Below are 13,106 nucleotides of genomic sequence, written 5' to 3'. Positions count from 1 at the left end.
AAACGACCAAGGCCCTTTTCGCGGGTAGACCCGCTCCCACAGGGACAATGCCCTGCTTGATGGCAACGCATTTCCTGTGGGAGCGGGTTTGCCCGCGAAAGGGCCCTGAGTCAGGCAGGCAAACGTTCAACCCTTGGCGGTGGCCTTGGGCTTTTTCAGCAGGTGCGAGAACACCGCGTGCAGATCGTCCGAGGCGCTCTCCTCATCGAGGTTGAGCTTGCTGTCGATATGGTCCATGTGGTGCATCATCAGGCTCACCGCCTGTTCGGCGTCACGCGCCTCGATGGCGTCGATCAGTTGCATGTGCTCGTCGTACGAGCAGTGCGAGCGGTTGCCGCTCTCGTACTGGGCAATGATCAGCGAGGTCTGCGACACCAGGCTGCGCTGGAAGCTCACCAGCGGCGCGTTGCCCGCCGCCTCGGCCAGCTTGAGGTGGAACTCGCCGGACAGGCGGATGCCGGCGCCACGGTCACCACGGGAGAAGCTGTCGCGCTCCTCGCGGACCATCTGGCGCAGTTCGTTGAGCTGCTCGACGGTGGCGTGCTGCACGGCCAGTTCGGTGATGGCGCGCTCGACCATGCGCCGGGAGAAGAACACCTGGCGCGCCTCTTCCACCGTCGGGCTGGCCACCACTGCGCCGCGGTTGGGCCGCAGCAGCACCACGCTTTCGTGGGCCAGGCGCGACAGCGCGCGGCGGATGATGGTGCGGCTGACGCCGAAGATCTCGCCCAGTGCTTCCTCGCTCAACTTGGTCCCCGGAGCCAGGCGCTGCTCGAGGATCGCCTCGAAGATGTGCGCGTAGACGATGTCGTCCTGGGTACCGCTGCGGCCGGCCTTGCCAGTGCGCACAGGTTTTTTCAGAGGTTGCAGCTGTTCGTTCATGGGCGCTCGAGCACAGGGGATCTGCCAGTCGGACCGTGACTGTACTGCCTGTCGACGGGGGGATGGCAAGTCCGGAAATGGAGATGAAGGGCCAAGGTATGGCGCCATTGTACACAGGCTGACCCGATTCTGCAGGTGGCCTTTTACCTATATAGCCGTTGTACGACCGTTTGTACGCACAAAAGATAAAACATTATTTGCTTTATTTGTACACAAAAGCATAATCCTGCGAGCAACTTCCTGACCCAGAAGTCAACAAAATGGTCGGACGTCTGCCACACCCTCCCTCGCGAAGCCCCCAAGTGCATCAGCTCAGGACCAGGCTTCGAACAACAAGAAAGACTTGAGGAGTACTCGCTGTGGAAAGCCGCAAATCCGAAGCACCTACGCTGGATCTCGCCCCACCGCTCGAAACGGGCTGGCTGGAGCGGATTTTCAAACTCAAGCGACATGGCACTACCGTCAGGACCGAACTGATCGCCGGGGTGACCACCTTCATCACCATGGCCTACATCATCTTCGTCAACCCCAACATCATGGCCGACGCCGGCATCGACCACGGTGCGGCATTCGTCGCCACATGCATCGCCGCCGCCCTCGGCTGCCTGCTGATGGGCCTGTACGCCAACTGGCCGGTGGGCCTGGCGCCGGGCATGGGCCTCAATGCCTTCTTCACCTACACCGTGGTCGGCACCATGGGCTACAACTGGGAAACGGCGCTGGGGGCGGTATTCGTCTCGGGCGTGCTGTTCATGTTCCTGACCGTTTCGCGGGTGCGCGAGTGGCTGCTCAACAGCATCCCGGTAAGCCTGCGCCATGCCATGGGGGCCGGCGTCGGATTGTTTCTCGGGCTGATCGGCCTGAAGACCGCCGGCATCATCGTCGACAGCCCGGCCACCCTGGTCAAGCTGGGCTCGCTGCATGAGCCCGGCCCACTGCTGGCGGCCGTGTGCTTCCTGTCGATCGCTATCCTCAGCTACAAGCGGGTGTTCGGCGCGATCCTGATCAGCATCATCGGCGTCACCCTGGCCGGCTGGGGCCTGGGCCTGGTCAAGTTCGGCGGGGTGATGTCGATGCCGCCGAGCCTGGCGCCGACCTGGATGGCCATGGACGTGGCCGGGGTGTTCAACGTCAGCATGATCAGCGTGGTGCTGGCGTTCCTGTTCGTGCACATGTTCGACACCGCCGGCACGCTGATGGGCGTGGCCCAGCGCGCCAACCTGGTGGCGCCTGACGGACGCATCGAGAACCTGTCGCGGGCGCTGAAGGCCGACAGTACCTCCAGCGTGTTCGGCGCGGTGGTCGGCGTGCCGCCAGTGACCAGCTATGTGGAAAGTGCCGCGGGTGTGGCGGCAGGTGGGCGTACCGGCCTGACGGCCGTGGTGGTGGGCGTGCTGTTCATTGCCGCGATGTTCTTCGCCCCGCTGGCCGGGATGATCCCGGCCTATGCCACCGCCGGTGCACTCATCTATGTGGCGATGCTGATGATGGGCAGCATGGCGCATATCGAGTGGGACGAAGCCACCGACAGCATTCCGGCGATCGTCACGGTGATCATGATGCCGCTGACCTTCTCGGTGGCCGATGGCATTGCCCTGGGCTTCATCAGCTATGTGGCACTCAAGGCCGGGACCGGCAAGTACAAGGAAATCTCGGCGAGCCTGTGGGTGCTGTGCCTGATCTTCATTGCCAAGTTTGTATTCCTCTGACCCGGCTGCAACAACCAAGGGCGCCTCGGCGCCCTTTCTTTTTGCCTGCTCATGACGATCCCCCTGTAGGAGCGGCCTCGCGCCGCGAATGGGCCGCGCAGCGGCCCCGGCAATCCATGCGTAGACGCTGAGATCCAGGGGCTGCTACGCAGCCCATTCGCGGCGCAAGGCCGCTCCTACAGGGCAGGTCGCGCCCGAAGTGTAAAAACAACAGACGAAAAAAAGCCCGCCAGTGTGAGAGCGGGCCAAGGACCTACGAAGATTCTTCTAGCGACCAACTAGCTTCCACGATAGGTCGAATAGCTGTACGGCGAGATCAGCAGCGGCACGTGGTAGTGCTCCTGCTGCTCGTCGATACCAAAGCGCAACACGACCACGTCGAGAAACGCGGTGTCCGGCAGCTTCACGCCCTTGGCGCGGTAGTAGTCACCGGCGCTGAACTGCAATTGATAGACGCCGGTGCGGTAGTCGTCGCCCTGCAGCAGCGGCGCATCGACGCGGCCGTCGCTGTTGGTCAGTGCGGTGTTCACCAGCTCCAACTGCTGGCCTTCGACGCGGTACAGCTCGACCTTGATCGAGCTGCCCGGGCAGCCATGCGCGGCGTCCAGTACATGTGTGGTCAAACGTCCCATTTGCTTGTCGCCTCTTGTCGTATGCGTGGGCAAAAAATACACGGCAATCACCGGGCACGAGGCCTGCGGCGTGCGGGAATGAAGCCATTAAGACAGTTTACCGATAAATTGTACACAATTTTTTATCCCCTCCCGCGCAACCTCTACAGAACAGGTCGCCAGTCGCAAAGACACGCGCCATGCAGCCATCCTTGGCATTACCTGACCAATCAGGCAGGTTTCTTGCAAGTCATTCTCACGCGACAAATGGGAAGAAATGCGGAAAAACAGGCTTACAAAAGATTTAAGAAGTTGTATACAATCAGCCCATCCGGTGGTGCGACATCCCGACGCGGCGCGCCCACCACCCGCATTAACGTACAAGAAGGAAGACTGCAGTGAGCGCTGACTACCCACGCGACCTGATCGGTTACGGCAACAACCCACCTCATCCGCAATGGCCGGGGAATGCCCGCATTGCGCTGTCCTTCGTGCTCAACTACGAAGAAGGTGGCGAGCGCAACATCCTGCACGGCGACAAGGAGTCCGAAGCGTTCCTTTCCGAAATGGTCGCCGCCCAGCCGTTGCAGGGCGTGCGCAACATGAGCATGGAGTCGCTCTACGAATACGGCAGCCGCGCCGGCGTCTGGCGCCTGCTCAAGCTGTTCAAGGACAGCGGCGTGCCGCTGACCATCTTCGCCGTGGCCATGGCCGCCCAGCGCCACCCCGACGTGATCCGTGCCATGGCCGAGGCCGGCCACGAGATCTGCAGCCACGGCTACCGCTGGATCGACTACCAGTACATGGATGAAGCGCAAGAGCGCGAGCACATGCTCGAGGCCATCCGCATCCTCACCGAGATTACCGGCGAGCGCCCCGTGGGCTGGTACACCGGCCGCACCGGCCCGAACACCCGGCGCCTGGTGATGGAGGAAGGCGGTTTCCTCTACGACAGCGACACCTACGACGACGACCTGCCCTACTGGGAGCCGAACAACCCCACCGACAAGCCGCACCTGGTGATCCCCTACACCCTGGACACCAACGACATGCGCTTCACCCAGGTGCAGGGCTTCAACTGCGGCGAGCAGTTCTTCCAGTACCTGAAGGACGCCTTCGACGTGCTCTACGCCGAGGGTGCCGAGGCACCGAAGATGCTCTCGATCGGCCTGCACTGCCGCCTGGTCGGCCGCCCGGCACGCCTGGCCGCGCTCAAGCGCTTCGTCGACTACGCCAAGAGCCACGAGCAGGTCTGGTTCGCCCGTCGCGTGGACATCGCCCGCCACTGGCACGCCACCCACCCGTACAAGAAAGAGAACGCCTGATGACCGCCTTCAAGACCCTCAAGCCTTCCACCCTCGAGCGCGCCGCCTTCGTCGCCGCCTTCGCCGACATCTACGAGCACTCGCCGTGGGTCGCCGAGAAAGCCTACGACCTGGGCCAGCTGGCCGAGCTGGACGAGATCGAGGCGCTGCATCAGCGCATGAGCGACATCCTGCTCAGCGCCAGCCACGCAGAGCAACTGGCCCTGATCAACGCTCACCCGGACTTGGCCGGCAAGGCCGCCATCCAGGGCGAGCTGACCGAATCGAGCACCAATGAACAGGCCGGCGCCGGCATCCACCAGTGCACCGCCGAGGAGTTCGCCCGGTTCACCGAGCTGAACGACGCCTACAAGGCCAAGTTCCAGTTCCCGTTCATCATGGCGGTCAAGGGCAGCAACCGGCACCAGATCCTCGCCGCCTTCGAAAAACGCATCCACAACGACCAGGATGCCGAGTTCAAGGAAGCCCTGGCGCAGATCAACCTGATCGCCCTGTTCCGCCTGCTGCAGCTGTAAGCGACAGCCGAACTTTTCAGTACAACGAACATATAAGAGAGACCCGCATGCGCACCCTGATGATCGAGCCCCTGAGCAAAGAAGCCTTCGCCCCCTTCGGTGACGTGATCGAAACCGACGGCAGCGACCACTTCATGATCAACAATGGCTCGACCATGCGCTTCCACAAGCTCGCCACGGTCGAGACCGCCGAGCCCGAGGACAAGGCGATCATCAGCATCTTCCGCGCCGACGCGCTGGACATGCCGCTGACCGTCCGCATGCTGGAGCGCCATCCGCTGGGCAGCCAGGCTTTCATCCCGCTGCTCGGCAACCCCTTTCTGATCGTGGTCGCGCCGGTTGGCGATGCACCTGTATCAGGCTTGGTCCGTGCCTTCCGCAGTAATGGCAGGCAGGGCGTCAATTACCATCGCGGCGTCTGGCACCACCCGGTGCTGACGATCGAAAAGCGGGATGACTTCCTGGTGGTTGATCGCAGTGGTTCCGGCAACAACTGCGATGAGCATTACTTCCCCGAGGAACAGATGTTGATCCTCAATCCCCACCAATAAGAAAGGGTCGGTCATCGATAGGGTGACTGGCGAGAGGTACATACTGTGGAAGCACACCTTCACGAATGGCTGAACCTGAGCATTCGCTGGGTTCACATGATCACCGGCGTGGCCTGGATCGGTGCATCGTTCTACTTTGTCTGGCTGGAGAACCACCTGAATCGAAGCAACCCGCGCGATGGGTTGTCGGGTGACCTCTGGGCCATTCACGGTGGTGGTATCTACCACCTGGAGAAATACAAGCTCGCGCCGCCGAAAATGCCCGAGAACCTGCACTGGTTCAAATGGGAAGCCTACTTCACCTGGATGTCCGGGATCGCCTTGCTGTGCGTGGTGTTCTACTGGAACCCGAGCCTCTACCTGCTGGCGCCCGGCAGCACCCTGAGCGGTGCCGAAGGCGTGGCCATCGGGATCGGTTCGCTGGTTGCCGGCTGGTTCATCTACGACTTCCTGTGCGACTCGCCCCTGGGCAAGCAACCGGCCCTGCTGGGCGGCGTGCTGTTCGTGCTGATCATCGCCGCCTGCTGGGGCTTCAGCCTGGTGTTCAGCGGCCGTGGCGCCTACCTGCACACCGGTGCGATCATCGGCACCATCATGGTCGGCAACGTGTTCCGCATCATCATGCCGGCCCAGCGCCAGCTGGTGGCGGCGATCGAGAACAACCAGACCCCCGACCCGGTACTGCCGGCCAAGGGCCTGCTGCGCTCGCGTCACAACAACTACTTCACCCTGCCGGTGCTGTTCATCATGATCAGCAACCACTTCCCGAGCACCTACGGCAGCCAGTACAACTGGCTGATCCTGGCCGGGATCGCGGTGGCCGCGGTACTGATCCGTCACTACTTCAACACCCGCCACGACAGCAACAAGTACGCCTGGACCCTGCCCGTCGGCGCCCTGGCGATGATCTGCCTGGCCTACGTGACCGGTCCCAAGCCGCTGCCGACCGCCCCGGAACAAGCCGCCGCCAAGGTCGAGTACCAGCCGTTGCCGGCCACTGCCGTGGGTGGCAAGACCGCCGCCGAGCTGCGCGCCGAGGAGGCCGCCAAGCCTGCCCAGGCACCGGCCGCAGAGCCTGCCCAGGCCACGGCCCAGGCGGCCACCGGCAGCTTCGACAAGATCCACACCGTCATCCAGGAACGCTGCACTGTGTGCCACTCGGCCAAGCCGACCAGCCCGCTGTTCAGCGCCGCCCCTGGCGGCGTGATGTTCGACACCCCGCAGCAGATCCAGGCCCAGGCCGCGCGCATCCAGGCGCAGGCCGTCGCCAGCCAGATCATGCCGCTGGGCAACATCACCCAGATGACCGTTGAAGAACGCAAGCTGGTCGGCGACTGGATCGCCAAAGGCGCGCAGGTCAACTGACCGACACGGCGTGCAAAGACTGTAGGAGCGGCCTTGCGCCGCGAAGAGGCCGGCAGACCCGGCCTCTGTTTCAAGGTTTACGCAACAAGCAAGCATCGAGCGTTCGACTTCAGGCGGGAATCTTCCGCCTGAAGCCGCCCGCTTGGATCCGAGAATAAAAACAAAACTCGAGGTGCTGCATGTCCGAGTCACCCAAGGCGTACATCCCTGTTGCGCCGCCACGACAGCCCCTGCCCTTGTTCCAGCTGATCCTGGTGGGTCTGCAACACGTTCTGCTGATGTACGGGGGCGCCATCGCGGTGCCGCTGATCATCGGCCAGGCGGCGGGCCTGTCCCGCGAAGAAGTCGCCTTCCTGATCAACGCCGACCTGCTGGTCGCCGGCGTTGCCACCATCATCCAATCCTTCGGTATCGGCCCCGTGGGCATCCGCATGCCTGTCATGATGGGCGCCAGCTTCGCCGCGGTCGGCAGCATGGTGGCCATGGCCGGCATGCCTGGCGTCGGCCTGCAGGGGATCTTCGGCGCGACCATCGCCGCCGGCTTCTTCGGCATGCTGATCGCGCCGTTCATGTCCAAGGTCGTGCGTTTCTTCCCGCCGCTGGTGACCGGCACGGTCATCACCTCCATCGGCCTGTCGCTGTTCCCGGTGGCGGTCAACTGGGCCGGCGGCGGCCATGAGGCGCAAGCCTTCGGCGCGCCGATCTACCTGATGGTCGCCGGCCTGGTGCTGGCGGTGATCCTGCTGATCAACCGCTTCATGCGCGGTTTCTGGGTCAATGTGTCGGTACTGGTGGGCATGGGCCTGGGCTACGTGCTCGCCGGCTCCATCGGCATGGTCGACCTGTCGGGCCTGAGCGAGGCGCCCTGGCTGCAGGTGGTCACCCCCCTGCACTTCGGCATGCCGACCTTCAGCCTGGCGCCGATCCTGTCGATGTGCCTGGTGGTGGTGATCATCTTCGTCGAGTCCACGGGGATGTTCCTCGCCCTGGGCAAGGTGACCGACCGCGAAGTCACGCCCGGCATGCTGCGTCGCGGCCTGCTGTGCGATGCCGGCGCGTCGTTCATCGCCGGTTTCTTCAACACCTTCACCCACTCCTCGTTCGCCCAGAACATCGGCCTGGTGCAGATGACCGGGGTTCGCTGCCGCTACGTCACGGTGATGGCCGGCGCGCTGCTGATCCTGCTCAGCCTGCTGCCCAAGGCGGCCTTCCTGATCGCCTCGATCCCGCCCGCGGTACTGGGCGGCGCGTCCATCGCCATGTTCGGCATGGTCACCGCCACCGGGATCAAGATCCTCCAGGAAGCGGACATCGCCGACCGGCGCAACCAGCTGCTGGTCGCGGTCAGCGTCGGCTTCGGCCTGATCCCGGTGGTGCGGCCGGAGTTCTTCGCACAGATGCCACAGTGGATGGAACCCATCACCCACAGTGGCATCGCCATGGCCACCCTCAGCGCCCTGGTGCTGAACCTGCTGTTCAACATCCTCGGCGGCGCCGACCGCGCCGCGCATAACGACGCCTGTCATCAGCACTGAAGTCCCCTATCGCGGGGCAAGCCCGCTCCCACGCTGGATACACGCCCGCACGTGGGAGCGGGCTTGCCCCGCGAGAAGGCAACACCCACATAAAAACAATAAGTCCGGGAATCACAACATGAAGCGCATCACCACGTCCGTCCTGCTGGGCAGCAGCCTGCTGGCCACCCTCCCCGCCCACGCCGGCGAATGGCTGCAATGGCACGGCGAAAGCCTGTCCTACCTGTACGGCAAGGACTTCAAGGTCAACCCCGACATCCAGCAGACCATCACCTTCGAACATGCCAACAAGTGGAAGTACGGCGACACCTTCCTGTTCGTCGACAAGATCTTCTACAACGGCAAGGCCGACCCCGGCAAAGGCGTGACCACCTACTACGGCGAGTTCAGCCCGCGCCTGTCATTCGGCAAGATCTTCGAGCGCAACCTGGCCTTCGGGCCGATCAAGGACGTGCTGCTGGCCATGACCTACGAACGTGGCGAGGGCGACAACGAGGCCTACCTGATCGGCCCCGGCTTCGACCTGAACGTGCCCGGCTTCAACTACTTCACCCTGAACTTCTACCTGCGCAACACCGAAGGCAGCCGCCCCGGCGACAACGTCTGGCAGATCACCCCGGCCTGGTCGTACACCATCCCGGTGGGTAAGTCCGACATCCTGATCGACGGCTACATCGACTGGGTGGTCGACAACGACCAGACCCGTCGCGGCACCTACCACGCCAACCTGCAGTTCAACCCGCAGGTCAAGTACGACCTGGGCAAGGCCCTGAACCTGGGCGCCAAGCAGCTCTATGTCGGCTTCGAATACAGCTACTGGAAGGACAAGTACGGCATCGACAGCCGCGGCAACGTCGACAGCAACCAGAGCGTGGCCAGCGCCCTGGTGAAGGTGCATTTCTGAAAAACTGACCGAACGCCCAAATTTGCACCACTGTGCTCCAGGACGGAGCACTTGAGGCCCGGCGCGCAAGTGAGTAATCTGCGCGCCCCCTCGATCGGGGCGGGAAGGATCCCGCCCGCGTTTGCTGACCGCTCAGTCAATGTTTCCGGGCGGTTGGCCAACGTGTTGCCAGCGTGAAATACCCATTTCATCCGTTCAGAAAGACGTCGAGCAGGATGGTTGTGCCCAACGTGGAAAAGTTGGCGCAGCTCTTGCCAAACAGCTGTGGCCAATTGAAAAAAGCTGACCCAAAAGACAAGAACAGCGCCCGAGCGCTGACAACAGATCCAATCAAGGGAGCGACACTCGCAATGCGTACCATCAATAGCCTGATCCTCGCCGGTGGCCTGCTGGCCTGCGGCGCCAGCCAAGCCGGCGACCTGCTGCAATGGCAGAACAACAGCCTGACCTACCTGTGGGGCAAGAACTTCAAGGTCAACCCCGAGATCCAGCAGACCGTGACCTTCGAGCACGCCGATGCGTGGAAGTACGGCGACAACTTCTTCTTCTTCGACAAGATCTTCTACCAGGGCAAGAAGGACGCCAGCAACGGCCCCAACACCTACTACGGCGAGTTCAGCCCGCGCCTGTCGTTCGGCAAGATCTTCGACCAGAAGCTCGAGTTCGGCCCGGTGAAAGACGTGCTCCTGGCCATGACCTACGAGTTCGGCGAGGGTGACACCGAGTCCTACCTGATCGGCCCCGGCTTCGACCTGGCCATCCCCGGCTTCGACTACTTCCAGCTGAACTTCTACCAGCGCACCACCGACGGCAGCCGTCCGGGCGACAATGTCTGGCAGATCACCCCGGTCTGGTCGTACACCATCCCTGTGGGCTCGTCCGACATCCTGATCGACGGTTTCATGGATTGGGTGGTCGACAACGACGAGAACCGTCGCGGCACCTACCAGGCGAACCTGCACTTCAACCCGCAGGTCAAGTACGACCTGGGCAAGGCGCTGCACCTGGGCGAGAAGCAGTTGTACGTGGGTATCGAGTACGACTACTGGAAGAACAAGTACGGTATCAAGGACAGCGATGCCTTTACCACCGATCAGAACACCATGAGTTTCCTGGTGAAAGTGCACTTCTGATCTGAGGCCAGTGCATAACCTGTAGGAGCGGCCTTGTGCCGCGAAAGGGCTGCGCAGCGGCCCCGGCGATTTTGCATGATGCCGAGAACCTGGGGCCGCTTCGCGGCCCTTTCGCGGCACAAGGCCGCTCCTACAGGTAAGCGCCTCAGTTTGCCGGTTTTACCGCCTGCCACAGCTTGCCAACGACGCTCACCACCAGCAGCACCACCGCCCCCGCAATCACCCCCGCCACACCATTGAGCAATGCCCCGGTCAACGCCCCGCCCCGCCCTTCGCTGAACGCCTCGATAGCGTGATGCAGCGGCGCGATGCCGTGCACCAGGATGCCGCCGCCGACCAGGAACATCGCCGCGGTGCCGATCACCGACAGGCTCTTCATCATGTACGGTGCGGCGCGCAGGATGCCGTTGCCCACCGCCTGGCTCAGCGCCGAGGCTTTCTTGGTCATCCACAGCCCCAGGTCATCGAGCTTGACGATGCCTGCCACCAGGCCATAGACGCCAATGGTCATGACCAGCGCGATGCCCGACAGCACGATGATCTGCTGGCTCAGCGGCGCATCGGCCACGGTGCCCAGGGTGATGGCGATGATCTCGGCAGACAGGATGAAATCGGTGCGCACCGCGCCCTTGATCTTGCTCTTCTCGAACGCCACCAGGTCGACCTGCTCGTCGGCAACGGCCGCCTTGCGCGCCTCGTGCTGCGCGTCGTCCTCGGACTTGCTGTGCAGGAACTTGTGCGCCAGCTTCTCGAAGCCCTCGAAGCACAGGTATGCGCCGCCGACCATCAGCAGCGGAATCACCGCCCAGGGAATGAAGGCACTGATCAACAGCGCCGCCGGCACCAGGATCGCCTTGTTCACCAGCGAGCCCTTGGCCACCGCCCACACCACCGGGATCTCGCGCTCGGCGCGTACCCCGGTGACCTGCTGGGCGTTGAGCGCCAGGTCGTCGCCCAGCACCCCCGCAGTCTTCTTTGCCGCGACCTTGGTCATCACCGAGACATCGTCGAGCACCGTGGCGATGTCGTCGATCAGTACCAGTAGACTGCTTCCTGCCATGTTCTTTATCCAGAGGGGTTCAAAGGCTGCGATTCTAGCCGAAAGCGGCTGCCTTGAGCGCTCATCTGCGCCGGTGCTACCATGCCCGATCCCTCTTTGAGGCGGCCAGACACGAGGACGATCCCCGACAATGAGCACCATTCGCGAGCGCAACAAGGAACTGATCCTGCGCGCGGCCAGTGAAGAATTCGCCGACAAGGGCTTCGCCGCCACCAAGACCAGCGATATCGCGGCCAAGGCCGGCCTGCCCAAGCCGAACGTGTATTACTACTTCAAGTCGAAGGAAAACCTCTACCGCGAGGTGCTCGAGAGCATCATCGCGCCAATCATGCAGGCCTCGACGCCGTTCAACGCCGACGGTGATCCGAAAGAGGTGCTCAGTTCGTACATCCGCTCGAAGATCCGCATCTCCCGCGACCTGCCCCACGCCTCCAAGGTGTTCGCCAGCGAGATCATGCATGGCGCGCCGCACCTGTCGCCGCGCCAGGTCGAGCAGCTCAACGAGCAGGCCCGGCACAATATCGAGTGCATCCAGCGCTGGATCGAGCGCGGCCAGATCGCCCACGTCGATCCGCACCACCTGATGTTCAGCATCTGGGCGGCGACGCAGACCTACGCGGATTTCGACTGGCAGATCGCCGTGGTCACCGGCAAGGCCAAGCTGGCCGACAGCGATTACGACGCGGCGGCGGAGACCATCATCCGCCTGGTATTGAAGGGCTGCGAGCCCGAGGCGGCCTGACCGAGCCAACGGGGCTGCTACGCAGCCCATCGCGGCACAAGGCCGCTCCTACAGGAGACCGCTATCCCTTGTAGGAGCGGCCTTGTGCCGCGAATGGGCCGCAAGGCGGCCCCGACACCTTGAGCCTTAAGCTGCCACTCCAGCATCCGCCGTCAGCCCCACCTCTTCGATCGCACTGATCGCGCACTGCTCGTCGATATCCGACGTATCCCCGCTGATCCCGACAGCCCCCAGCACCTTGCCGTCCCGATCACGGATCAGCACCCCGCCCGGTACCGGCACCACCGGCCGCTCGCCCAGCCCGTTCAGCGCGGCATAGAACGCCGGCCGCTGCTGCGAATCCAGCGCCAGCAGGCGCGAGCCCTTGCCCAGGGCCACCGCACCCCAGGCCTTGCCGATGGCCACCTGCGGACGCAGCAGGGTGGCGCCATCCTCGCGCTGCAGCGCCAGCAGGTGCCCGCCGGCATCCAGCACCGCCACGGTCAGCGGCGCGGCGTTGATCTTGCGGCCCGCGGCCAGCGCGGCGTTCACCACGCCGACAGCATCTTTGAGGGTCAATGCGTTCATGAAAAGGTCCTCTTCTTGTTGTGAGAAGCCCTGAGGGCAGTTGAAAACCAGTAGACAGAATAGAACACAACGAAGACACGCTTTGTATACAATTATTTGAATCAATCTTGCCAAGTGCGACGAAATGCCGCCTCATCGCCCAATGACCGCTCAGTCAACGCCGCCGACGAAAATGGATTGACCTTTTGCGCCGAGCATGAATACACT

The 13,106-nt window shown here is 63.1% G+C and carries 13 protein-coding genes; 9 read left to right on the top strand and 4 right to left on the bottom strand.

The window, feature by feature from the left end:
* Positions 1 to 126: 126 nt before the first annotated feature.
* On the bottom strand, positions 127 to 882 hold the full coding sequence (locus POF53_RS11370) for a GntR family transcriptional regulator (protein ID WP_203651740.1): 756 nt from the start codon (positions 880 to 882) through the stop codon (positions 127 to 129).
* A gap of 422 nt (positions 883 to 1,304) precedes the next feature.
* Between POF53_RS11370 and POF53_RS11365 the strand changes: the two genes are divergently transcribed.
* Complete coding sequence (locus POF53_RS11365) at positions 1,305 to 2,591, top strand: NCS2 family permease (protein ID WP_498967785.1); 1,287 nt, start codon at positions 1,305 to 1,307, stop codon at positions 2,589 to 2,591.
* Between the two features lie 278 nt (positions 2,592 to 2,869).
* Here POF53_RS11365 and uraH read toward each other — a convergent pair whose 3' ends face one another.
* On the bottom strand, positions 2,870 to 3,223 hold the full coding sequence (uraH, locus tag POF53_RS11360; RefSeq protein WP_028692847.1) for a hydroxyisourate hydrolase: 354 nt from the start codon (positions 3,221 to 3,223) through the stop codon (positions 2,870 to 2,872).
* 377 nt (positions 3,224 to 3,600) lie between these two features.
* Here uraH and puuE point away from each other — a divergent pair, with 377 nt between their 5' ends.
* The 7 genes from puuE (at position 3,601) to POF53_RS11325 (ending at position 10,530) form a co-directional block, all read left to right on the top strand.
* Positions 3,601 to 4,527 (top strand): allantoinase PuuE, encoded by a 927-nt coding sequence (puuE, locus tag POF53_RS11355; RefSeq protein ID WP_232856778.1) that lies wholly within the window; start codon positions 3,601 to 3,603, stop codon positions 4,525 to 4,527.
* Positions 4,527 to 5,042 (top strand): 2-oxo-4-hydroxy-4-carboxy-5-ureidoimidazoline decarboxylase, encoded by a 516-nt coding sequence (gene uraD / locus POF53_RS11350; RefSeq protein WP_028692845.1) that lies wholly within the window; start codon positions 4,527 to 4,529, stop codon positions 5,040 to 5,042. Before puuE ends, uraD begins: the two co-directional genes overlap by 1 nt.
* Before the next feature lie 47 nt (positions 5,043 to 5,089).
* Complete coding sequence (locus POF53_RS11345) at positions 5,090 to 5,593, top strand: ureidoglycolate lyase (RefSeq protein ID WP_050706598.1); 504 nt, start codon at positions 5,090 to 5,092, stop codon at positions 5,591 to 5,593.
* Between the two features lie 45 nt (positions 5,594 to 5,638).
* Entirely contained in the window at positions 5,639 to 6,958 is a 1,320-nt protein-coding gene (locus POF53_RS11340) for a urate hydroxylase PuuD (RefSeq protein WP_186715589.1), read from the top strand.
* A 179-nt stretch (positions 6,959 to 7,137) separates the two neighbouring features.
* On the top strand, positions 7,138 to 8,493 hold the full coding sequence (locus POF53_RS11335) for a nucleobase:cation symporter-2 family protein (RefSeq protein ID WP_028692843.1): 1,356 nt from the start codon (positions 7,138 to 7,140) through the stop codon (positions 8,491 to 8,493).
* Between the two features lie 118 nt (positions 8,494 to 8,611).
* Positions 8,612 to 9,397, top strand: a complete 786-nt coding sequence (locus POF53_RS11330) for an outer membrane protein OmpK (protein WP_186715585.1) — start codon at positions 8,612 to 8,614, stop codon at positions 9,395 to 9,397.
* A 350-nt stretch (positions 9,398 to 9,747) separates the two neighbouring features.
* Positions 9,748 to 10,530: an outer membrane protein OmpK gene (locus tag POF53_RS11325; RefSeq protein ID WP_046856491.1), complete on the top strand. Its 783-nt coding sequence runs from the start codon at positions 9,748 to 9,750 to the stop codon at positions 10,528 to 10,530.
* A gap of 145 nt (positions 10,531 to 10,675) precedes the next feature.
* On the opposite strand, the gene POF53_RS11320 is transcribed toward POF53_RS11325, so the two are convergent.
* Positions 10,676 to 11,590: a DUF808 domain-containing protein gene (locus tag POF53_RS11320; RefSeq protein ID WP_203651736.1), complete on the bottom strand. Its 915-nt coding sequence runs from the start codon at positions 11,588 to 11,590 to the stop codon at positions 10,676 to 10,678.
* A 130-nt stretch (positions 11,591 to 11,720) separates the two neighbouring features.
* Here POF53_RS11320 and POF53_RS11315 point away from each other — a divergent pair, with 130 nt between their 5' ends.
* Complete coding sequence (locus POF53_RS11315; RefSeq protein ID WP_102684647.1) at positions 11,721 to 12,332, top strand: TetR/AcrR family transcriptional regulator; 612 nt, start codon at positions 11,721 to 11,723, stop codon at positions 12,330 to 12,332.
* Positions 12,333 to 12,458: 126 nt separating this feature from the next.
* Here the strand turns inward: POF53_RS11315 and POF53_RS11310 are convergent, their stop codons facing one another.
* Entirely contained in the window at positions 12,459 to 12,899 is a 441-nt protein-coding gene (locus tag POF53_RS11310) for a GlcG/HbpS family heme-binding protein (RefSeq protein WP_028692837.1), read from the bottom strand.
* Positions 12,900 to 13,106: the final 207 nt, after the last annotated feature.

It is taken from the genome of Mitsuaria sp. RG, from assembly GCF_028369275.1.
Classification (GTDB): domain Bacteria; phylum Pseudomonadota; class Gammaproteobacteria; order Pseudomonadales; family Pseudomonadaceae; genus Aquipseudomonas; species Aquipseudomonas peradeniyensis.
The sequence above is the reverse complement of the archived record's forward strand: the minus strand, read 5'-3'. Positions and strand labels throughout refer to the sequence as shown.

Excerpts from the sequence above, each read along its gene's own strand:
- POF53_RS11320 (WP_203651736.1), bottom strand. The coding sequence starts at position 11,590 with ATGGCAGGAAGCAGTCTACTGGTACTGATCGACGACATCGCCACGGTG.
- POF53_RS11310 (WP_028692837.1), bottom strand. The coding sequence starts at position 12,899 with ATGAACGCATTGACCCTCAAAGATGCTGTCGGCGTGGTGAACGCCGCG.
- POF53_RS11315 (WP_102684647.1), top strand. The coding sequence starts at position 11,721 with ATGAGCACCATTCGCGAGCGCAACAAGGAACTGATCCTGCGCGCGGCC.
- POF53_RS11325 (WP_046856491.1), top strand. The coding sequence starts at position 9,748 with ATGCGTACCATCAATAGCCTGATCCTCGCCGGTGGCCTGCTGGCCTGC.
- POF53_RS11335 (WP_028692843.1), top strand. The coding sequence starts at position 7,138 with ATGTCCGAGTCACCCAAGGCGTACATCCCTGTTGCGCCGCCACGACAG.
- POF53_RS11370 (WP_203651740.1), bottom strand. The coding sequence starts at position 882 with ATGAACGAACAGCTGCAACCTCTGAAAAAACCTGTGCGCACTGGCAAG.
- POF53_RS11345 (WP_050706598.1), top strand. The coding sequence starts at position 5,090 with ATGCGCACCCTGATGATCGAGCCCCTGAGCAAAGAAGCCTTCGCCCCC.
- uraD (WP_028692845.1), top strand. The coding sequence starts at position 4,527 with ATGACCGCCTTCAAGACCCTCAAGCCTTCCACCCTCGAGCGCGCCGCC.
- uraH (WP_028692847.1), bottom strand. The coding sequence starts at position 3,223 with ATGGGACGTTTGACCACACATGTACTGGACGCCGCGCATGGCTGCCCG.
- POF53_RS11330 (WP_186715585.1), top strand. The coding sequence starts at position 8,612 with ATGAAGCGCATCACCACGTCCGTCCTGCTGGGCAGCAGCCTGCTGGCC.